Origin of the sequence: Blastococcus sp. CT_GayMR19 (assembly GCF_004570385.1) — a bacterium.
Taxonomy (GTDB): Bacteria; Actinomycetota; Actinomycetes; order Mycobacteriales; family Geodermatophilaceae; genus Blastococcus_B.
Window position 1 is genome coordinate 1 of sequence record NZ_SPQL01000020.1, and the last position, 19,422, is coordinate 19,422.

Below are 19,422 nucleotides of genomic sequence, written 5' to 3' on the forward strand. Positions count from 1 at the left end.
GCCAGCCGCCCCGGTCGTCGAACTCGGCGACCAGCCGCAACCACGCCGCGGTCGCCGCCGCCAACCGCACCGCCCCCGCGGTGATCGCCCGCGCCAGCTCCGGCAGCGGCGAACCCGACCCATGCTCCGCGTCCGCTATCGAACTCATGTTCGGATGGTATTGGGCGCCACCGACAAAACTCGCTGGTCAGCGGATCGTCACGCTTCCGCGGAAGCGTCCGTGGGGTGGGGTGGATCCCGGTCGGTGCGCGCGAGACGGGGGGACAGGGGGCGCTTCCGCGGAACCGTCCGCGCGGCGAGCTCTGCCGGTGAGGGGGAACGGCGGGCGGGGGTCTCCGAGCAGGGGTGGGCGCTTCCGCGGAAGCGCCCGCATCGGGCATCAGCGCAGTGAGGACCGGCGAAAGCCGACGTCGGCGCGCTCGGCCGCGTCGCGGCCCGCGTACCAACCATCTGCGTCGACCGACGCCCGGCTGCGGGTTGCGCGCACGCGCGGGAAGAGTTCGGCGACGCGTTCCTCGACCGCCACCTGGCGGCTGCGCAGTACCGGGAGCAGGTCGATGTCGTGCTCGGCCGCTGCCTCAGCAGTGGCGCTCTGCCTGGCAGTGCGCAGCCGTTCGCCGATCCGGTGGGCGTAGCCGAGCAGGAACGACCGCCGGAACGACCGGGAGGCCGATCGGTCTCCCGTCAGGCGCTCGGCAGCCGACAGGGCGTGGGCCACCTGGAGCAGCAGGGACGTGAACAGCAGCTCGACGGCGGCGACGTCGGCCCGGACGCCCACCAGGTTGGCGATCCCCAGGGTCGAGTACCAGACCACCCGGACGTCGTTGGCCTCGGCGACCGCGGCGAGCAGCTGCATCTTGGCGCGGACGTACGGGTCCGAGACGTGCACGCGCCGGGTATCTACCAGACGGCCATCGGTGGATGACGGTCCGGCCTCGAGGAGTGCCGCGTCGATCGCGTGCCGCGTCATCAGCTCCTGCGCCTTGGCCGTCAGCGACTCGGCCTCGTCCGGGAACTCGGTCGACTCGGCCTTGGCGAGCAGGCCGCGGATCCGGCGCAGGACCCGGTCGTCGCTGGGAGCCGGGTTCTCGGCGCGACGCGAGTGACGCGGTCCCCAGCGCGACGGCGGCGGCAGCAAGGCGTCGATGGAGAGGGTGGCCTGCAGCGCGCCGGCGAGCCGGATCACGATCCGCCATGCCTCCGCGGGCGCCAGTCGTCCGGCGCGATGCCAGGCATGCACCACGGCGGGATCGCCCGGTCCGAGCGCGTCCAGCTCGGACAACTGCTCGACCCAGGCGTCCGGCGCCCGGTGCACGGCGTCGCTGCGGCGCGCGTGCTCCGCGATCAGGGCCACCACCAGCGGCACGCTGCCCGCCGTCGCCTCCCGCCGGGCGACGTGCACGACGTCGGCCGGTTGCCAGCCGCGCTCCCAGGTCTCCTCGAGCGCCGTGAGCAGGGCCTGGGTGACAGTCCCCTGCGCGTCGACCGAGGGATCTCGCGTCGCGAACGTGGCCGCCAGTTCCTGGGCAACCCCGCCATCGGTCATTGCGCCATGCCGCAGGAGTTCGGAGAGCCACGCGTCGTTCGCCACGTCGAGCATGCTGCCCCGCGCTGCCGACGGCGGGCCCGCGCCGGCTGTGGACAACGGCCCGCGTCCACAGTGGCGTCTACCGTCTTGCCGGCCGCTCTGCCGTCGGATCGCCGGGATGGCCCGCCGGGCGATGGCGCACCTCGTCGACGCTTCCGCGGGAACGCCGATCCCGCGTCTGCGGAGCCTCGCTTCCATTGCTCTTCCGCAGATACGGATCTACGGTGTAGGCCGTGCCGACTACGTACCGGATCGCCGAGGCCGCCGCGCTGCTCGGTGTCAGCGACGACACCGTCCGGCGGTGGATCGACAGCGGACGGTTGCCGGCGCATCGGGAGGGGAGCGGCCCCGCCGTCGTCGACGGCGCCGACCTGGCGGCCGTCGCGACCACCCTCCGCGAGCCCCCGGACCCGGGGACGACGCGGTCGTCGTCGGCCCGCAACCGGCTCACCGGAATAGTCACCCGGGTCGTCCGCGACACGGTGATGGCCCAGGTCGAGATCCAGGCCGGGCCGTTCCGGCTGGTCTCGCTCATGTCCCGGGAAGCCGCGGACGAGCTGGGCCTCGACGTCGGCGTCCGTGCCGTGGCCACGGTCAAGGCCACCCAGGTCAGCGTGGACGTGCCATGAGCCGTCGCGACTGCGCGCTGATCGGGGCCATAGCGCCCGGGAAACCCCGATGAGCACACACCCGCGCCGACTCGTGACCGCGCTCGGCCTGGCCGTGGTCCTGGCCGGCTGCGGTTCGCCGGCGTCGTCCTCCGACGTCGCGCCCGGCTCCGCGGACGGGAAGCTGACCGGCACCCTGACGGTGCTGGCGGCGGCATCGCTGACCGACGTCTTCACCGGTCTCGGCGACCGGCTGATGGCGGAACACCGCTCGCTCGAGGTCCGGTTCAGCTTCGCCGGCAGCTCGGCACTGGCCACGCAGATCGTCCAGGGGGCGCCGGCCGACGTGTTCGCCTCGGCGAACGAGAGCCAGATGCGCGTGGTCACCGACGCGGGTCTGGAGGCCGGCGCCCCGACGCTGTTCGCCGAGAACGTCCTGGAGATCGCCGTCCCGCCGGGGAACCCGGGCCGGGTCACCGGTCTCGCGGACTTCGCCGACCCTGACCTCGCGCTCGCGATCTGCGCGGCCGACGTCCCGTGTGGCGCGGCCGCGCGGCAGGTCTTCGAGGCCGCGGGCGTCACGGCCGCGCCCGACACCGAGGAGGAGGACGTGCGCGCCGCCCTCACCAAGGTCGAGCTCGGCGAGGTGGACGCCGCCCTCGTCTACGCCTCCGACGTGCGCAGCGCCGGATCCGCGGTCGAGGGCATTCCCTTCCCCGAGGCGGAGGAGGCGGTCAACGCGTATCCGATCTGCATCCTCGGCGCCGCCCCCAATCCCGACGCGGCGCGGGCGTTCGTCGACCTGGTGCGCTCGGAGGAGGGGCAGGCCGCCCTCGAGGGCGCCGGCTTCCGCCCGCAGGCTTCGTGAGCCGCCGCGAACGGACCGTCCCCGCGCCGCTGCTCGTACCCGCCGGCCTCGCGGTGCTCTTCCTCGTCCTGCCCCTGCTCGGGCTGGTCCTCCGCGCACCGTGGTCGGCCATCGGCCCGACCCTCGCCGAGCCCGAGGTGGGTCAGGCGCTCCGGCTGTCCCTGGTCTCCGCCACGCTCGCCACCGTGCTGTCCCTGCTGCTCGGGGTGCCGCTGGCCTGGGTGCTGGCGCGGTCGCGGGTCCGGGGCCGGAGCGTGCTCCGCGCGCTGGTCACCGTGCCTCTCGTGCTGCCTCCGGTGGTGGGCGGCGTCGCGCTGTTCCTGGTGCTCGGCCGGCAGGGGATCGTCGGGCGCTGGCTGTTCGAGCAGTTCGACGTCACGATCCCGTTCACGACGACCGCGGTGGTGATCGCCGAGACCTTCGTGGCCATGCCCTTCCTGGTGATCAGCGTCGAAGGTGCGCTGCGGGCTGCTGACACGCGGTTCGAGGACGTCGCCGCGACGCTCGGCGCCGACCGCTGGACCACCTTCCGGAAGGTCACGCTCCCCCTGGTGGCACCGGGCGTGGCTGCCGGAGCAGTGCTCTGCTGGGCGCGGGCGCTGGGCGAGTTCGGCGCGACCATCACCTTCGCGGGCAATTTCCCGGGGACGACGCAGACGATGCCGCTCGCGGTCTACCTCGCCCTGCAGCGCGATCCCGAGGCGGCGATCGTGCTCTCGCTCCTGCTCCTCGTGGTCTCGCTGGCGACGTTGCTCCTGCTGCGGGACCGCTGGCTCGGCCGGGTGGCGCCGTGACCCTCGACGCGTCGATCGCGCTGCGGCTGGGCTCGCTCGACCTCGTCGTCGACCTGACGGTGGCGGACGGGGACGTGCTCGCCGTCCTCGGCCCGAACGGCGCCGGCAAGTCCACGCTGCTGCGCGTGCTCGCCGGGCTGCTGCGCCCCGACGGCGGCACCGTCACCGTCGACGGCGCCACCTGGGACGACGGGGCCACCCACCTGCCGCCGCACCGCCGTCCCCTCGGCGTCGTCTTCCAGGACTCGCTGCTCTTCCCGCACCTGAGCGTCGGCGACAACGTGGCCTTCGGGCTGCGCACCCGCGGGGTCCGCAAGGCGCCGGCCCGTGCGGCGGCGGCCGCCTGGCTGGCCCGGGTCGGGCTCGACGGGCTGGGCGACCGGCGGCCCGCGGAACTGTCCGGCGGCCAGGCGCAGCGGGCGGCGCTGGCCCGCGCCCTCGTGGGGGACCCCGCGCTGCTCCTGCTCGACGAGCCCCTGTCGGCGCTGGACGCCCGCACCCGGCTGACCGTGCGCGCCGAGCTGCGCCGTCACCTCGCGGAGTTCGGCGGCAGCACGGTGCTGGTGACGCACGACCCGGTGGACGCGATGGCCCTGGCGGACCGGGTCCTGGTGGTCGAGCACGGGCGGGTGGTCCAGGCCGGCACCCCCGACGAGGTGAACCGGCGCCCGCGCACCGACTACGTGGCCCGCCTCGTGGGGCTCTCGCTGCTGCCCGGCACGGGGGACGGGCGCAGCGTCCGGCTGGACGGCGGGGGAGTGGTCGCGGTCGGCGAGGAGACCGCCGGACCGGTCTTCGCCGCCGTCCGCCCGGAGTCGGTCGCCCTCTACCTCGCACGTCCCGAGGGCAGCCCGCGCAACGTGTGGCCGGCCCGCCTGGCCGGGGCGACCCCGCACGGGACGACGGTGCGCTGCGAGCTGGCCGGGGAGGTCCCGCTGGTCGCCGACGTCACCGCCACCGCCTTCGCCGAGCTCGGTCTCGTCCCGGGGGCGGACGTCTGGGCCACGGTGAAGGCCTCCGAGGTGGCCGTCTACGCCCGCTGAGAGGGGCCAGGATGGCCATGTCGGCCGCTCTGGGAGGGTGGGTCGGATGAATTCACCGATCGTCGCCGCCGTCGTCCTCGCCGCGGGGGGTGGCCGTCGCTACGGCATGCCCAAGGCGCTGGTGGAGTACGAGGGCAGCCTGCTGGTCGAGCGGGCAGTGCGGACGGCGCGCGCGGTGTGCGATCCGGTGCTCGTCGTGCTCGGCGCGCAGGCGGTCGAGGTCTGGCGGCACGCGGACCTGGGCGGATCGGCCGTCCTGGCCAACAAGGACTGGGAGAGCGGGATGGCGTCCTCCCTGCGCACGGGCCTGGAAGGGCTGCGCGGCTGGCCGGACCAGGTCGACGCGGCGCTGATCACGCTGGTGGACATGCCCGGCATGACCCCGGCGGCCCTGGAGAAGGTGCGTCATCAGGCCTCCCCCGGCGCGCTGGCGGTCGCGACCTACGACGGCGTCCGCGGGCACCCCGTGCTGCTGGGCCGTGACCACTGGGACGGGGTGATCGAGACCCTGACCGGCGACGAGGGGGCCCGCCGCTACCTCGCGGAGCACGACGTCGTCGAGATCGACTGCACCGGGCTGGCCGATCCGACCGACCTCGACGTCCCGCCACCCGGAGTAGGTTCGGCGCCGTGATCGCGCAGGTGGTGGACGCGCCGCTGTCCGTGGCGGAGCACGAGGACGCCGTGGCCGACAAGGCCGCGGGCGCCGTCGTCTCCTTCGCCGGGGTCGTGCGCGACCACGACGGGGGGCGCTCGGTGACCGAGCTCGAGTACGTGGGCCACCCGTCGGCGGCCGAGGTGATCGTCGAGCTGGCCGCGGAGTTCGCCGCCCGCCCCGACGTGCACGCCGTCGCCGTCTCGCACCGGATCGGGCTGCTGGGCATCGGCGACGTCGCGCTGGCCTGCGCGGTCAGCGCCTCCCACCGCGGCCAGGCGTTCGCCGCCTGCGCCGAGCTCGTCGACGAGGTGAAGAAGCGGCTGCCCATCTGGAAGCGGCAGGTCTTCACCGACGGCGAGGAGGAGTGGGTCGCCTGCCCCTGATTCGGCCGTCAGTGTGCGCGAACGGGCAGTTCCCGGCCCGAACCTGCCCATCCGCGCGCACCGTGATCAAGGGCCGCCGCCCCCGGAATCGTGGGTGGCCCGCCCCTAGCGCGGTGTGGGCACCTGGTGCTTCACCCGGGCCTCGACCAGCTTGGTCGCCCCGGCGGCATGGGCCTCCACCTCGCCACAGCGCTCTCGCACCCGCTCGAGCATCTCGACGTCGCCCAGCGGCATCGTGGCCAGTATGCGGTCGGCGTGATCGACGTCCGGGTGGGCCAGCACCGCGTCGACGAGGCGGGCCCCCGTCCCGGCCGGCAGATGGCCGGATTCCACATGCAGGTCGGTGTGGACGACGCCCGCAACGTCGGTGGGGCGCACCTCGGCGGTGGCGAGCGTGTGGCCGTTCGTCTCGATGAGGATGGTCGGGCGGTCTGCTGAGCGAGTCATGGGCGTTCTTCCGCGGCGTCTGGGGTGGGACGTGGCACGACCCGGAAGCGGGCCGTGGCTGAACACAGAGCGGGCCGAGAAGGCCCGAGGACGCGCGACACTGCCCGTCGGCTCCACCCTCCACCCCATCGGGGTGCGGACGACGGTGATCGGCGCCACGCCGACCGGTTTCGCCGGACTGTGCAGCAGCCGTGACTCTCAGCCCGCGAACTCGCGCACGGGGAGGCCGCGCACGCCGACGTCCGCCCGGAACAGCGAGCCCGCGACCGGGTCCTCGTCCGGTGCCATCCCCTCGCGGGACGTGGTGATGAACAGCTGGTCCAGGCCCGGCCCGCCGAAGGTGCACGCGGTGACCTGTGCGGTGGGCAGCTCCACCACCTCGGCCAGGACGCCGTCGGGCCGGTAGCGGCGCACCACGCCGCTGCCGTTCAGCGCCACCCACACGCCGCCCTCCGAGTCGACGGTCAGGCCGTCCGGCCGCTCGCCCCTGGTCAGCTCGACGAACGGCCGCCGGCCGGTCAGCCCGGCGGCCGGGTCGTAGTCGAAGACGTCGACCCGGCCGGTGGCGGTGTCGTCGTAGTAGGCGATCGAGCCGTCGGGGCTCCAGTCCAGGCCGTTGGAGATCGTGACCCCGTCGAGCACCCGGTGCGCCGACCCGTCCGGGTCGAGCCGGTAGAGCGCCGCCGCGCCCGCGCGCTTGTCGTAGGCCATCGAGCCGCACCAGAAGCGCCCGTCGGGGTCGCAGCCGCCCTCGTTCATGCGGACCGAGTCGTCGTCCCACACCGGGTCGAGCGCGGTGACGGTGCCGTCCGGGTCCTCCAGCGCGAAGCCGCGCTCGACGGCGATCACGGCCCCACCACCGGCGCGGGGGCGGACCGCGGCCGCGATCGTCCCGACGTGGTGACGCCGGACGCTCCCGCTCTCGTCGAGGGACAGGATGTCGCCGGCGAGCATGTCCACCCAGCGCAGGCCGCCCCACCGCGGCGACCAGACCGGGCCCTCACCGTGATAGGCGACCGGCCCGGTCACCTGTTCGGCGCGCATCGGTCAGCGGGCGCCGGCGAGTCCGTCGTCGTCGCGGTGCCCGTCCTTGCGTTCCAGCTCGGCCTCCTCGGCCTCGGCCTCGATCTGATTGGCCTCGCCCGCCGCGGTGGCCGCGGCATCGCCGTGGGACTCGCCGTAGACCTGCTCGGCCCGGCCCAGGAGCTCCTGTGCCTTGACCTTCACCTTGTCGAAGATGCTCATGTCGCCATCCTTCCGCAGGCCAGGCGCCCGTCATCCATCGTCATCCCCCGGCGAAGGGCGGGAGGACGTCGACCACGCTCCCGGGTGACAGCGCCGCCGCGCGGTCGCGGGTCGACGTGCCGTCCACGAGGAACGAGCACGCGGTGAGCACCCGCTCGAGCCGCTCCCCGTGGGTGTCCACGAGCTGCGCGACGAGAGCGTCGAGCGTCGCCGCCTCGCGCGTCTCGGTGTCGACGCCGGAAGCCGCCCGCGCCCCCGCGAAGTACCGCACCGTCACGGTTGTCGGGGCGGAGGGGTGGGCGGACGACACCGCGCTCAGCCGCCGATCGCCGACATCGGCCGGCTGGGCTGCAGGAAGCTGGGGTCGTCGATGCCGTGCCCCGGCAGCTTGTTCAGCGTCGCGATCCGCCAGCGGTCGGCGAGCTCCTGGTCGGTCGCGCCCGCCCGCATCGCCCCGCGCAGATCGGACTCCTCGCGGGCGAACAGGCAGTTGCGGATCTGACCGTCGGCGGTGAGCCGGGTGCGGTCGCAGGCGCCGCAGAAGGAGCGGGTGACCGAGGCGATGACGCCGACGGTGGCCGGGCCGCCGTCGACCAGCCAGCGCTCGGCGGGCGCCGAGCCGCGCTCCTCGGAATCGGGCGTGAGCGTGTGCGCGGCCGACAGCTGCTCGAGGATGTCCTCCGCGGTGACCATCTCGCCGCGGGTCCAGGCGTGGTGTGCGTCCAGCGGCATCTGCTCGATGAAGCGCAGTTGGTAGCCGTGCTCGAGGCAGAAGTCGAGCAGCGGCAGGGCGTCCTTCTCGTTGAGCCCGCGGAGCAGGACGGCGTTCACCTTCACCGGCCTCAGCCCGGCGGCCTGCGCGGCGGCCATCCCCGCCAGGACGTCGTCGAGCCGGTCGCGGTGGGTGAGCTGCTCGAAGCGCTCCCGGTCGACCGTGTCCAGGCTGCAGTTGATCCGGTCCAGCCCGGCCGCGGCGAGCGCGGGCGCGACACGGGCGAGACCGATGGCGTTGGTGGTCAGGCTGACCTCGGGGCGGGGGCGGAGCGCCGTCGCGGCGGCCACGATCCCGACCAGGCCCGGCCGCAGCAGGGGCTCGCCGCCGGTGAAGCGGACCTCGCGGATGCCGAGCTGCTCGACGCCGATGCGGACCAGGCGGGAGATCTCCTCGTCGGTGAGCACCTCGACCTTGGGCAGCCAGTCCAGGCCCTCCGGCGGCATGCAGTACGTGCACCGCAGGTTGCAGCGATCGGTCAGGGACACCCGCAGGTCGGTGGCGACCCGGCCGTGCCGGTCGACCAGACCGCCGGTGCCCGGTGCCACGTTTCCGGGCGCGGGATGGGCAGGTCGCACCCACGGGTCCGGCAACGGTTTCCTGCTCACCGCCTGAATGTAGTGCCGCGACGGCGATAAGCGGTCGGGAATCTCGAGCGGCAAAGCTAGGCTCGGGCCGCCACCCGAGAGACCGGCGGAGGACCGACCCGCACTCGCCTGTGGCCAGAGAGCGCGAGACAACCGTGGCATCCCGCACCATCTTCGGTCCCTACGCCCGCATCTTCGCCGCCGTACCCGGTTCGCCCGCCTTCTCGATGGCGGGCTGGCTGGCCCGGCTGCCCATGCCGATCCTCGGCCTGGGCGCGGTCCTCCTCGTCGAGGGGGAGACCGGCAGCTACGGGCTCGCCGGCGCCGTCGCCGGGACGCTGGCGCTGGTCGGTTCGCTGGCCAGCCCGCAGTGGGCCCGCTTCATGGACCGGCGCGGCCAGGGCGTCGTCCTCCGGGTGGCCTTCAGCGGCTACCTCCTCTTCGGGTTCGCCTTCGTCGCCGGCGTCGTCCTCGGCGCGCCCCAGTGGACGTGGTTCGTCCTGGCGGGGCTGACCGGCGCGTGCGGCCCGAACATCGGCGCGATCGTGCGGGCCCGCTGGGCCGACGCCCTGGATCCCGACGCCCGGCCGACAGCGTTCGCGTTCGAGTCGGTCGTGGACGAGGTGGTCTTCGTCGTCGGCCCGCCGCTGGTCACGTTCCTCGCCACCCTGATCAACCCGCCGGTCGGCTTCCTGACCGGCGTGGTCATCGGCTTCGCCGGGGCCATGTGGCTGTCCGCGCTCCGGGCGACCGAGCCGCCGGTCCAACCGGTGGAGGAGGACGGGCCCCGGCCGCGATCGGCCCTGCGGCACGCGACGGTGCTCGTCGCCGGGGTCACCTACCTGGCCGTGGGCGCGGTCTTCGGCGCGATGGACGTCGTCGTCGTGGCGTTCGCGGAGGCGGAGGGCGCCCCCGCGATGGCGGGGGTGGCGCTCGCCGTCTACGCCGGGGGCAGCCTCGTCGCGGGCCTCGTCTACGGCGTCGTCCGGCTGCCCGGCACGTTGGCTGCCCGCTTCGTCGGCTGTGCGGTCTTCTTCGCGGTCGCCGCCCAGATGCTGCTGGCCGTCGGTTCGCTGCCCGCCCTGATCGGCGCCGGCTTCGTGGCCGGCCTGGCCATCGCCCCGGTCCTGGTGGCCGGCATGTCGCTGGTGGAGTCGCGGATACCCCGCGCGGCCCTGACCGAGGCCCTCACGTGGGTGGTCACCGGGCTGACCCTGGGGGTGACCGCCGGCTCGGCGATCGCGGGGTCCGCGGTCGATGCCTGGGGTGCCGAGGCGGCCTTCGCCGTTCCTGCCCTCTCCGCGGCGCTGGCCGGCGTCCTGGCCCTGGCGGGCGCACCGATCCTGCGCAGCACCGATCAGAATCGCGTTCCGGTCGGCTCCGGGCTCCGGACGACCACCACGACGAGGGAGATCCAGTGACCAGCCGACCGACACCCGCACCGGAAGAGCCTGCGGAGCCGGTGATCGAGTTCGCAGCTCTCACGCCCTACGAGGAGTACGTCGGCGTCCGCGCGCTGGAGGGGCTCGTGCGGCCGGTCACCGCCCACCCCGCGGAGCCGTCCTTCCTCGTCGTCACCCAGGTGATGGAGCTGTGGTTCCTCCTGCTGCGCCGCGAGTGGGAGCTGGCCCAGCGACAGCTCCGCGTCGATGACCTGGACGGCGCCCTGTCGGCGGTGCACCGGTCGGTGCACCACCTCCGCTCGCTGGACGCGAGCTGGGGATCGCTGCTCTGGCTCACGCCGGCGGAGTTCAACGGCTTCCGGGACCAGCTGGGCGAGGCCTCGGGCTTCCAGTCCTACGGCTACCGCTTCGTGGAGTTCCTCCTCGGCATCAAGGCGGAGTCGGTGGTCCGCCCGCACAAGGCGCTCCCGGCCGTCCACGCCGACCTGCTCCGGGCGCTCGCGGCGCCGTCCCTGGAGGACGACGTGCACGCCTACCTCGGACGGCGCGGACTGCCGGTGCCGCTGGAGGTGCTCGAGCGGGACCGGTCCGTCCACCACGAGGCGCATCCCGCGATGACGGCGCTGTGGGCCGAGGTCTACCGCGACCCGCGTCCCGGCAACGACCTCTTTCTGCTCGGCGAGGCGCTCACCGACGTGGCCGAGGTCTTCACGACCTGGCGGCAGCGGCACGTGACCGCGGTGCGCCGCGCGATGGGCGCCAAGCCGGGTACCGGGGGGTCCGCCGGGCTGGCCTGGCTCGAGCGCAGCGCCGCCCGCGTGGTGTTCCCCGACCTGTGGGCGGCCCGCACGGTGCTCTGAGGCGCGGGTTGATCGGGCGGTGCACGGGTAGGCGGGACACGGGCCGGACGCGGACGACGTCGCGGACCGGCCCTCCCCGACAGAGAGGAACCCTGTGGCAGTCCCCACCATCGCGCTCAACAACGGCGTCGAGATCCCCCAGCTGGGTTTCGGCGTCTTCCAGATCAAGCCCGGGGAGACCGCCGAGGCCACCCGCACGGCGCTCGAGATCGGCTACCGGCACATCGACACCGCGCAGATGTACGGCAACGAGAAGCAGGTCGGCGAGGCCGTGCGCGACTCGGGCCTGGACCGCGGCGAGATCTTCGTGACCAGCAAGGTCAACAACAACCGGCTCCACCGCGACGCCATGCTCGCCTCGTTCGACCAGACCCTGGCGGACCTGGGCTTCGACTACCTGGACCTGTTCCTGATCCACTGGCCGCTTCCGGCCGCCAGCGACTACGTCGCCCGGTGGAAGGTGATGGAGGAGATCTACGCCAGTGGCCGGGTGAAGGCGATCGGCGTCTCCAACTTCCAGCCTGCGCACCTGCGCAATCTGTTCGCTTCGTCCGAGGTGCGCCCCGCGGTGAACCAGGTGGAGGTCAGCCCGTTCCTCGTGCAGGACGAGATCCGGGCGTTCGACGCCGACCACGGGATCGTGACCGAGGCCTGGTCGCCGATCGCGCGGGGCAAGGTCGCCGACGACCCGGTGATCCGGGGTGTCGCGGAGCAGCTGGGACGGACCCCCGCCCAGGTGACGCTCCGGTGGCACGTCCAGCGCGGCGACGTCATCTTCCCGAAGTCGGTCCAGCGCTCGCGCATGGAGGAGAACTTCGCGATCTTCGACTTCGAGCTCGACGACGCCGCGATGGCCGCCATCACGGCGCTCGACCGCGGCGAGCGCACCGGCCCGGACCCCGACGAGTTCAACTGGATTCCATGACATGGCGGTCCGGACCGCACCGCTATGACATTGCGGTCCTCCGGACCGCACCGCGGCCAGGTGCCGTCCCGGCGTGATGTGAGCCGCTTCGTCGCGCCTGCGCGGGAGCCTCCGGCCCCCACTCGGCACGACACAGCGGGCGCCCGGCGTGATGTGAGCCGCTTCGTCGCGCCTGCGCGGGAGCCTCCGGCCCCCACTCGGCACGACACAGCGGGCGCCCGGCGTTCAGGTGCCGTCCCGGCGTGAGGTGAGCCGCTTCGTCGCGCCGGGGCGGGAGACGGACGGTGTCAGCGGGCCGGCGAGACCAGGGCCGCGCGGACGATGGTGAGAACCGTCTCGGCGTCGACCCCGGCGGCGCGCGCCTGTGCGACGAGCTGGGCCGCGGCCGTCCGGACGCCGTCCTGGGCCGGTGCCGGTGCCGGGCCGGTGACCACCGTGCCGGTCCGCCGGCGGCTCGCGATCAGCCCTCCGGCCTCGAGTTCGGTGTAGGCCCGGGCGACGGTTCCGGTGGCGACGCCGAGATCGGCCGCGAGTGCCCGCATCGTGGGCAGCCGGGTGCCGGGCGTCAGCACCCCGCCCTGGACATAGGCGGCGATCTGACTGCGGATCTGCTCGTACGGGGGCGTCGCCGCCTTCACGTCCACCGTGATGTCGAGGGCCATCAGCCGACGGGCACCGCGGGAGCATCGGCCGGGACGCCCGGTGCGCGGAGGCAGGCCACGACGACGCCGACGAGCATCGCCACGCCCCCGAGAACGGATGCCGCCGCCGCGGCCACGTCCAGGAGGGCGGCGGAGGCGCTGCTGGTCGACACCGAGTGGAGCGCCCGGCCGCCGACGAACAGCAGGCCCCCGGAGACGAACAGTGGAACGCCGACCGCCACCCGCAGCACGCGGTGGGCCGAGGCCCGGCGCAGCGCGGTCTCGATGTCCTCGTGGGTTGTGGCCACGGCCGGCCGGTTGGCGACGATCCAGAGCGCGATCGCCGTGACCAGGGCCAGGACGAGCAGGCCGATGCCGGCCGGGACGCCGTAGAAGGAGCCGGGGAAGGGGCTGGCGGTGGACATGCCCCTCCCCACCGCGCTGGCGTATCCGTAGCTGACGCTCCGGCCGTCGGCGTCGGCCAGGAGGGCGCCGCCCAGGAGCGTCGCGGCGGCCAGCGCGAAAGACCCTCCCGCCGTCCGCACGAGCCAGCGCGGGGCGGCGTCCAGGAGACCGCGGTGCACGAGTCGCGCCCGCCGCACCTCGCCCTCGGGTCGGGGCCAGCTCAGCTCCCCGGCGGCCAGGACGAGGGTGTGCACGATGCCGAAGGTGATCGGGACCAGCAGCACGGTGATGCCCAGCCCGCCCGGCGAGCCGTTGCCCAGCTGTGTCGCACCGACGTACAGGGCGGCCAGGAAGCCGAGCAGGAGCGCGGCCACCGCCGCCTGGACCGCGTGCCTGCGGGCGGCTGCCACCGCCGTCTCGCGGCTGGGTGGTGAGCGGCGGACGACGGCCGTGCCGATCGCGACCGTCACGACGACGGCGAGCAGCAGACCCAGCGGTACCAGTCCCACGTCGTCCTCCGGTGACTCATTGAATCAAGTGATTGACACAATGGCACTGGCAGTGACGCTGCGCAAGTGATCATGGAGGCGGGTCGAGCCGAGTGGGACCCGGAGGGTTCCGCGCAGGCTCGACGAAACGGCTCCACGCAGGCCGGGGACGGCCCGTGGCCGCGGTGCGGTCCGGAGGACCGCAATGTCTCAGTCGGTGGTGACGAAGTCGATGAGCTCCTCCACCCGGCCCAGCAGCGCCGGCTCCAGGTCGGTGAAGCTCTTCACGCGGGCGAGGATGCGCTGCGCCCAGACGTAGCCGGTGTCGTCCTCCCAGCCCAGCGCCGCGCAGACGCCTTCCTTCCACGGCCGGCCCTTGGGGACGACCGGCCAGGCCCTGATGCCGACGACCTGGGGCTTGACCGCCTGCCAGATGTCGACGAAGGGGTGCCCCACCACGAGGGCGTGCTCGCCGGTGATCTGCTCGGCGATCCGGGACTCCTTCGAGCCCTTGACCAGATGGTCGACGAGCACGCCGAGGCGCCGCCCCTGGGTCGGGCGGAACTCCTTCACGATCGCGGGCAGGTCGTCGACGCCGTGCAGGGGCTCGACGACGACGCCCTCGATCCGCAGGTCGTGGCCCCAGACCTTCTCGACGAGCTCGGCGTCGTGCTTGCCCTCGACGTAGATCCGCCCGGCTCGGGCCACCCGGGCGTGCGCGCCCACGACGTACGTGGAGCCCGACGCGCTCCGCAGCGGTCCGGCGGGGGCGGCCTGCCGCGGCCGCACGAGGACGACGGGCCGGCCGTCCACCCAGAAGCCCGGGCCGAGCGGGTAGCCGCGCACCTTGCCGAAGCGGTCCTCGAGGTGGACGACGTCCTTCTCGCAGCGGACCACGGCACCGACGAAGCCCGAGCTCGGGTCCTCGACGACGAGGTCCTTCTCGGCCTCGACGCTGGGCACCGGCTGCTTCACGGTGCGTGGATGGACGAGGTTGTCGTACGGCGACCGGGGAGGCACTCCGTGACGCTAGGCACGCGTGCCCGCCGGTCTCCGGAGACGCGCCGGTGGCCGGGAAGACGACACGCGCGGAACCGGTCCCGGGTGCGGAGCGTGACGAGATGTCGACCTGGGTGAGCAAGGCTGGTTGTGCGCCATGCGCTCGCGCGTGACCTGCACGGACATGGTTCCGGCCGGTCGGCCGCCGCCGCGGATCCCGTCCGCGGAGCGCCGGATGTGCCTGTGAACCGAGGTCACGGAGAGGACGGCCTTGTTTCGCTGCGTTCATCCCGGTCACCCATTGGAGTGACCGCACCAGCCCCGTGCATGGAAAAGGAGCGATACGACGATGATCGGCACCGACACCATCAGCCGCGTGATCGGCCAGGACGTCTACGACGAGTCCGGCGAGAAGATCGGGTCGGCCGCGGAGGTCTATCTCGACGACGAGACCGGCCAGCCGGAGTGGGTCACCGTCCGCACCGGACTGTTCGGCACCAAGGAGTCCTTCGTCCCGATCCGCAACGCGGACCTCACCAACGACGGCGTCCGCGTACCGGTCAGCAAGTCCCAGGTGAAGGACGCTCCCAAGATCGACACCGACGGGCACCTCTCCCCCGAGGAGGAGCAGGAGCTCTACCGCTACTACGGCATGGGCGCCGGCACCGACACGGGTATCGCCGGCACGCAGACCGGTCTCGCCGGGACGCAGACCCGCACCGACACCGGGACCGCCGGCACCGACACCGGGCTCGCCGGCACGGGCCGTGCCGACACGGACCTGAACACCCACGGCACCGTCGGCCACGACACCTCCGGCCCGACGACCGACAACGCGATGACCCGCTCGGAGGAGCGCCTCAACGTGGGCACCCGCTCCGAGGAGGTCGGCCGCGCCCGCCTGCGCAAGTTCGTCGTCACCGAGAACGTCACCGAGACCGTGCCCGTCACCCGTGAGGAGGTGCGCATCGAGCGTGAGCCCATCACCGACGCCAACGTCGGCAACGCGTTGGACGGGCCCGCGATCTCCGAGGAGGAGCACGAGGTGACCCTCCACGCCGAGCGCCCGGTCGTGGAGAAGGAGGCCGTCCCGGTCGAGCGCGTGCGCCTCGACAAGGACACCGTCACCGAGCAGGCCACGGTGACCGAGGGGCTCCGCAAGGAGGAGATCGAGGTCGACGGCGCCGCCGACACGACCCGCGGCGACACGCTCGAGGACCGCGACCGGCGGATCTGAGCCCGCCCCGGCGTAGTGCCGGGACGATCTGACGGCGGCGGCGGCCGGTCGAGGCCAGGACTCGACCGGCCGCCGTTTGCCGTCTCCGGACGCCGCTCCAGGAGGGTTTCTCGTCGTATGGGAGCCCTGCAGCGGTCCCGGAGCGCGAAGAACGATCCCGTAGCCGATCCGGAGGGTGCGGCGGGCGTCCCCCGGGCGAGGGCGCGCCGCCCGCACCGCAGGTGGGATGCTCGCGGGTGTGAGCGAGTCCACCGCGCAGCCGATCGCCGCCCCCGATCCCGCGGCACCCGCCTTCGCGGGCCCGGACGAGCTGGGTGCCGCGCTCGAGGGCACCGGCTACCTGCCCGACGAGGGGCTCGCCACCGCCGCCTACCTGGCGCTGGTCATGCACCGCCCCCTGTTCCTCGAGGGGGAGGCGGGCGTCGGCAAGACCGCCCTCGCCCACGCGCTCGCCCAGGTCACCGGGCGGCCCATCTACCGACTCCAGTGCTACGAGGGGCTCGAGGCCAGCCAGGCGCTCTACGACTGGGACTTCGGCCGGCAGCTGCTGCACCTGCGCGCCGCCGAGGCCGCGCGCGCCAGCCAGGCGGCCCATGCGCCCGAGGACATGGAGACGCTCGAGGCCTCGCTCTACGACCGGCGATTCCTCCTCGCCCGCCCCCTGCTGCAGGCGCTGGAGGACTCGCCCAGCGTTCTCCTCGTCGACGAGGTGGACCGGGCCGACGACGAGTTCGAGGCGTTCCTCCTCGAGGTCCTCTCCGACTTCACGATCTCGATCCCGGAGCTCGGCACGATCCGCGCGGAGACCCCGCCGCTCGTCGTCCTCACCTCCAACCGGACCCGCGAGGTGCACGACGCCCTCAAGCGGCGCTGCCTCTACCACTGGCTGCAGCACCCCGACTTCGACCGCGAGGTCGCGATCCTGCGCCGCCGGCTGCCGCAGGTGACCGAGACGCTGGCGCGCGAGGTCGCCCGCGCCACCGCCAAGCTCCGCACGCTGGACCTCCTCAAGCCGCCCGGTATCGCGGAGGCGATGGACTGGGCGACGGCGCTGCACACCCTCGGTGCGCGCGACCTCGACCCCGATCTGGCTGCCCGCACGCTCGGCGCGGTGCTCAAGTACCGCGAGGACACCGACCGCGTGCACGCCCTGGCCCGGGGAGCGCTCTTCGGTGGCTGAGACGGCGGCACCCCCGGCGTCCCCCGCCCTGTCGCGGGACGTCGTCGACACCGTGCTGGGCTTCGCCCGGACGCTGCGGCACGCGGGCGTCACGGCCTCGCCGGACCGGGTGGAGGCGATGCTGGAGGCGCTCGGCTCGCTCGACGTCCTGGATCCCACGGACGTCTACTGGGCGGGCCGGCTGACCCTGTGCGGCAGCCCCGACGATCTGGACCGCTACGACGCGGCCTTCGCCGCGTACTTCGCCGGGGAGGCCCCGCGCGCGAGCAGGAATTCCGCCCCCCAGCAGCCCCAGCTGGCCACCACCGCGCCGCTGGACGCGGGCGACGGCGAGGGCGACGACGACGGGGAGACCCCCGACCTGGCCACCCGCGCCAGCGCCGACGAGGTGCTGCGGCACCGGGACGTCGCCGAGCTGAGCGTCGCCGAGCGCGAGCACCTGCGCCGGCTGTTCGCGCTGCTGGTCCCCGCCTCGCCGATGCGGCCCGCCCGGCGCCGTCGTCCCAGCGGGCGTGGTGCGGTGCACCCGGCCCGGACGGTGCGCCGGGCGCTGCGCAGCGGCGGTGAGGTGACCCGGCTGATGCACCGGCGGCCGCAGCCCCGCCCGCGCCGCGTCGTCCTGCTGATCGACGTCTCCGGGTCGATGAGCCCGTACGCCGACGCGCTGCTGCGGTTCGCCCACGCGGCGGTCCGCGCCCGGCCGTCGGCCACCGAGGTCTTCACGATCGGAACCCGGCTGACCCGCGTCACCCGGGAGCTGCGGCTGCGCGACCCCGACAAGGCCCTGGCCGCCAGTGCCTCGGCCATTCCGGACTGGTCGGGCGGCACGCGGCTCGGCGAGGTGCTCAAGGCCTTCCTCGACCGGTGGGGGCAGCGGGGGACGGCGCGCGGCGCGGTGATCGTCGTCTGCAGCGACGGGTGGGAGCGGGGCGGCACCGAGTTGCTGGGCGAGCAGATGACCCGCCTGCAGCGGCTGGCGCATGCCGTCGTCTGGGTGAATCCGCACAAGGGCCGGGCCGGCTACGAGCCGTTGACCGGTGGGATGCAGGCGGCGCTGCCGGCGATCGACCATTTCGTGTCCGGGCACAGCATGGCCGCGTTCGAGGAGCTGACGGGAGTGATCCAGCGTGCGTGACGTGCTCGACGAACTGGTCGGCTGGTGGCAGGCGGGGGAGACCGTCGGCATGGGCACCGTGGTCGCCACCTGGCGCTCCGCGCCGCGCCCCGCCGGCGCCTCGATGCTGGTGGGCCCGGACGGGACGGCGGTCGGCAGCGTGTCCGGCGGGTGCGTCGAGGGCGCCGTCTACGAGGAGGCGAAGGACGTCGTCGAGACGGGGGAGCCGACCCTCGAGCGCTACGGCGTCAGTGACGACGACGCCTTCGCCGTGGGACTGACCTGCGGCGGGATCCTCGACGTCTTCGTCGAGGCGATCTCCCGAGAGTCGTTCCCGGAGCTCGGCGAGGTCGCCGAGTCGGTCGAGAACCACGAGCCGGTCGCCGTCGTCACCGTGGTGAAGGGCCCCGACGACCGGATCGGCCGGCGGCTGGTGCTGTGGCCCGATCGGGAGTCCGGAACCCTGGGCCTGCAGCGCCTGGACGACGCCGTCGCCGCCGACGCCCGGGGGATGCTCGCCGCGGGCAGGACCGGGATGCTGCACGTCGGCCACGACGGCGAGCGCCGCGGGGACGACCTCACGCTGTTCGTGAACTCCTTCGCGCCGCCGGCCCGGATGGTCGTCTTCGGCGCCATCGACTTCGCGGCCGCGGTCGCCCGGGTGGGCGCGTTCCTCGGCTACCGGGTGACCGTCTGCGACGCCCGGCCGGTGTTCGCGACGCCGAAGCGCTTCCCCGACGCCCACGAGGTGATCGTCGAGTGGCCGCACCGGTACCTCCAGGCGGAGGTCGACGCCGGCCGCATCGACGAGCGCACGGTCCTCTGCGTGCTCACCCACGACCCGAAGTTCGACGTCCCGCTGCTGGAGGTCGCGCTGCGGCTCCCGGTGGCCTACGTCGGCGCCATGGGGTCGCGGCGGACGCACGACGAGCGGCTGGCGCGGCTGGTCGAGGCGGGACTGACCGAGGCGGAGATCGCCCGGCTGTCCTCGCCGATCGGCCTGGACCTCGGTGCGCGGACGCCGGAGGAGACCGCGGTCTCCATCGCCGCCGAGATCATCGCCGGGCGCTGGGGCGGGAGCGGGGAGCGGCTGGCCGGCACCGCGGGGCCGATCCACCGCACGGCCGAGCGCTGAGACGTCGAGTCCGAGTTCCCGCTGGGGGGCCGGACGGGTCGT

Annotated in this window: 22 protein-coding genes; 13 read left to right on the forward strand and 9 right to left on the reverse strand. The window is 73.9% G+C overall.

The genetic code is table 11. The features are described 5' to 3' along the window. Nucleotides 1-379: 379 nt before the first annotated feature. Nucleotides 380-1,591: a DUF2786 domain-containing protein gene (locus E4P39_RS20030; RefSeq protein WP_167761999.1), complete on the reverse strand. Its 1,212-nt coding sequence runs from the start codon at nucleotides 1,589-1,591 to the stop codon at nucleotides 380-382. A 230-nt stretch (nucleotides 1,592-1,821) separates the two neighbouring features. Between E4P39_RS20030 and E4P39_RS20035 the strand changes: the two genes are divergently transcribed. Genes E4P39_RS20035 through E4P39_RS20060 form a run of 6 tightly spaced genes read left to right on the forward strand, consistent with a single transcriptional unit; the run spans nucleotide 1,822 to nucleotide 5,942 of the window. Next, nucleotides 1,822-2,217, forward strand: coding sequence for a TOBE domain-containing protein (locus E4P39_RS20035; RefSeq protein WP_135138354.1), 396 nt, complete (start codon nucleotides 1,822-1,824; stop codon nucleotides 2,215-2,217). A 49-nt stretch (nucleotides 2,218-2,266) separates the two neighbouring features. Further along, nucleotides 2,267-3,064, forward strand: a complete 798-nt coding sequence (gene modA, locus E4P39_RS20040; RefSeq protein WP_135138355.1) for a molybdate ABC transporter substrate-binding protein — start codon at nucleotides 2,267-2,269, stop codon at nucleotides 3,062-3,064. Then, nucleotides 3,061-3,858, forward strand: a complete 798-nt coding sequence (locus E4P39_RS20045) for an ABC transporter permease (protein ID WP_209306638.1) — start codon at nucleotides 3,061-3,063, stop codon at nucleotides 3,856-3,858. The genes modA and E4P39_RS20045 overlap by 4 nt, the downstream gene beginning before the upstream one ends. Continuing rightward, complete coding sequence (locus E4P39_RS20050; protein ID WP_135138356.1) at nucleotides 3,855-4,901, forward strand: ABC transporter ATP-binding protein; 1,047 nt, start codon at nucleotides 3,855-3,857, stop codon at nucleotides 4,899-4,901. Before E4P39_RS20045 ends, E4P39_RS20050 begins: the two co-directional genes overlap by 4 nt. Before the next feature lie 46 nt (nucleotides 4,902-4,947). Next, the gene (locus E4P39_RS20055; RefSeq protein ID WP_135138357.1) at nucleotides 4,948-5,535 is read left to right on the forward strand and encodes a nucleotidyltransferase family protein; all 588 of its coding nucleotides are present in this window, start codon (nucleotides 4,948-4,950) and stop codon (nucleotides 5,533-5,535) included. After that, entirely contained in the window at nucleotides 5,532-5,942 is a 411-nt protein-coding gene (locus tag E4P39_RS20060; RefSeq protein ID WP_135138358.1) for a molybdenum cofactor biosynthesis protein MoaE, read from the forward strand. Before E4P39_RS20055 ends, E4P39_RS20060 begins: the two co-directional genes overlap by 4 nt. A 105-nt stretch (nucleotides 5,943-6,047) precedes the next feature. On the opposite strand, the gene E4P39_RS20065 is transcribed toward E4P39_RS20060, so the two are convergent. The 5 genes from E4P39_RS20065 to moaA form a co-directional block, all read right to left on the reverse strand. Continuing rightward, complete coding sequence (locus E4P39_RS20065; protein WP_135138359.1) at nucleotides 6,048-6,389, reverse strand: hypothetical protein; 342 nt, start codon at nucleotides 6,387-6,389, stop codon at nucleotides 6,048-6,050. Between the two features lie 198 nt (nucleotides 6,390-6,587). Next, the gene (locus E4P39_RS20070) at nucleotides 6,588-7,433 is read right to left on the reverse strand and encodes an SMP-30/gluconolactonase/LRE family protein (protein WP_135138360.1); all 846 of its coding nucleotides are present in this window, start codon (nucleotides 7,431-7,433) and stop codon (nucleotides 6,588-6,590) included. Nucleotides 7,434-7,436: 3 nt separating this feature from the next. Next, nucleotides 7,437-7,634 (reverse strand): hypothetical protein, encoded by a 198-nt coding sequence (locus E4P39_RS20075; RefSeq protein WP_135138361.1) that lies wholly within the window; start codon nucleotides 7,632-7,634, stop codon nucleotides 7,437-7,439. A 40-nt stretch (nucleotides 7,635-7,674) separates the two neighbouring features. Next, nucleotides 7,675-7,905, reverse strand: a complete 231-nt coding sequence (locus E4P39_RS20080; RefSeq protein WP_245159982.1) for a MoaD/ThiS family protein — start codon at nucleotides 7,903-7,905, stop codon at nucleotides 7,675-7,677. Nucleotides 7,906-7,949: 44 nt separating this feature from the next. Next, nucleotides 7,950-9,014: a GTP 3',8-cyclase MoaA gene (moaA, locus tag E4P39_RS20085; protein WP_209306639.1), complete on the reverse strand. Its 1,065-nt coding sequence runs from the start codon at nucleotides 9,012-9,014 to the stop codon at nucleotides 7,950-7,952. A 134-nt stretch (nucleotides 9,015-9,148) separates the two neighbouring features. On the opposite strand from moaA, the gene E4P39_RS20090 reads away from it, so the two are divergent. The 3 genes from E4P39_RS20090 to E4P39_RS20100 all read left to right on the forward strand — a co-directional run bounded on the left by E4P39_RS20090 (nucleotide 9,149) and on the right by E4P39_RS20100 (nucleotide 12,181). Continuing rightward, nucleotides 9,149-10,414: an MFS transporter gene (locus E4P39_RS20090; protein WP_135138363.1), complete on the forward strand. Its 1,266-nt coding sequence runs from the start codon at nucleotides 9,149-9,151 to the stop codon at nucleotides 10,412-10,414. 41 nt (nucleotides 10,415-10,455) lie between these two features. Further along, nucleotides 10,456-11,256: a tryptophan 2,3-dioxygenase family protein gene (locus E4P39_RS20095; protein WP_245159983.1), complete on the forward strand. Its 801-nt coding sequence runs from the start codon at nucleotides 10,456-10,458 to the stop codon at nucleotides 11,254-11,256. 94 nt (nucleotides 11,257-11,350) lie between these two features. Continuing rightward, nucleotides 11,351-12,181 carry an aldo/keto reductase gene (locus E4P39_RS20100; RefSeq protein ID WP_135138365.1) on the forward strand — a complete coding sequence of 277 codons (831 nt, stop codon included), beginning with the start codon at nucleotides 11,351-11,353 and terminating at the stop codon, nucleotides 12,179-12,181. Between the two features lie 287 nt (nucleotides 12,182-12,468). Here E4P39_RS20100 and E4P39_RS20105 read toward each other — a convergent pair whose 3' ends face one another. The 3 genes from E4P39_RS20105 to E4P39_RS20115 all read right to left on the reverse strand — a co-directional run bounded on the left by E4P39_RS20105 (nucleotide 12,469) and on the right by E4P39_RS20115 (nucleotide 14,735). Then, nucleotides 12,469-12,843: a GntR family transcriptional regulator gene (locus E4P39_RS20105; RefSeq protein WP_135138366.1), complete on the reverse strand. Its 375-nt coding sequence runs from the start codon at nucleotides 12,841-12,843 to the stop codon at nucleotides 12,469-12,471. Beyond that, entirely contained in the window at nucleotides 12,843-13,736 is an 894-nt protein-coding gene (locus tag E4P39_RS20110; protein WP_135138367.1) for a hypothetical protein, read from the reverse strand. The genes E4P39_RS20105 and E4P39_RS20110 overlap by 1 nt, the downstream gene beginning before the upstream one ends. Nucleotides 13,737-13,925: 189 nt before the next feature. Continuing rightward, nucleotides 13,926-14,735: a DUF3097 domain-containing protein gene (locus E4P39_RS20115; RefSeq protein ID WP_135138368.1), complete on the reverse strand. Its 810-nt coding sequence runs from the start codon at nucleotides 14,733-14,735 to the stop codon at nucleotides 13,926-13,928. A 328-nt stretch (nucleotides 14,736-15,063) separates the two neighbouring features. Here E4P39_RS20115 and E4P39_RS20120 point away from each other — a divergent pair, with 328 nt between their 5' ends. From E4P39_RS20120 to E4P39_RS20135, 4 genes are all read left to right on the forward strand, one after another. Continuing rightward, nucleotides 15,064-15,951, forward strand: a complete 888-nt coding sequence (locus E4P39_RS20120) for a PRC and DUF2382 domain-containing protein (protein WP_135138369.1) — start codon at nucleotides 15,064-15,066, stop codon at nucleotides 15,949-15,951. Between the two features lie 238 nt (nucleotides 15,952-16,189). Further along, on the forward strand, nucleotides 16,190-17,131 hold the full coding sequence (locus E4P39_RS20125; RefSeq protein ID WP_245159984.1) for a MoxR family ATPase: 942 nt from the start codon (nucleotides 16,190-16,192) through the stop codon (nucleotides 17,129-17,131). Further along, entirely contained in the window at nucleotides 17,124-18,266 is a 1,143-nt protein-coding gene (locus tag E4P39_RS20130; RefSeq protein WP_209306640.1) for a VWA domain-containing protein, read from the forward strand. Before E4P39_RS20125 ends, E4P39_RS20130 begins: the two co-directional genes overlap by 8 nt. Before the next feature lies 1 nt (nucleotide 18,267). Further along, on the forward strand, nucleotides 18,268-19,380 hold the full coding sequence (locus E4P39_RS20135; protein ID WP_245159985.1) for an XdhC/CoxI family protein: 1,113 nt from the start codon (nucleotides 18,268-18,270) through the stop codon (nucleotides 19,378-19,380). Nucleotides 19,381-19,422: the final 42 nt, after the last annotated feature.

Excerpts from the sequence above, each read along its gene's own strand:
- E4P39_RS20120 (WP_135138369.1), top strand. The coding sequence starts at position 15,064 with ATGATCGGCACCGACACCATCAGCCGCGTGATCGGCCAGGACGTCTAC.
- E4P39_RS20105 (WP_135138366.1), bottom strand. The coding sequence starts at position 12,843 with ATGGCCCTCGACATCACGGTGGACGTGAAGGCGGCGACGCCCCCGTAC.
- E4P39_RS20075 (WP_135138361.1), bottom strand. The coding sequence starts at position 7,634 with ATGAGCATCTTCGACAAGGTGAAGGTCAAGGCACAGGAGCTCCTGGGC.
- E4P39_RS20065 (WP_135138359.1), bottom strand. The coding sequence starts at position 6,389 with ATGACTCGCTCAGCAGACCGCCCGACCATCCTCATCGAGACGAACGGC.
- E4P39_RS20055 (WP_135138357.1), top strand. The coding sequence starts at position 4,948 with ATGAATTCACCGATCGTCGCCGCCGTCGTCCTCGCCGCGGGGGGTGGC.
- modA (WP_135138355.1), top strand. The coding sequence starts at position 2,267 with ATGAGCACACACCCGCGCCGACTCGTGACCGCGCTCGGCCTGGCCGTG.
- E4P39_RS20070 (WP_135138360.1), bottom strand. The coding sequence starts at position 7,433 with ATGCGCGCCGAACAGGTGACCGGGCCGGTCGCCTATCACGGTGAGGGC.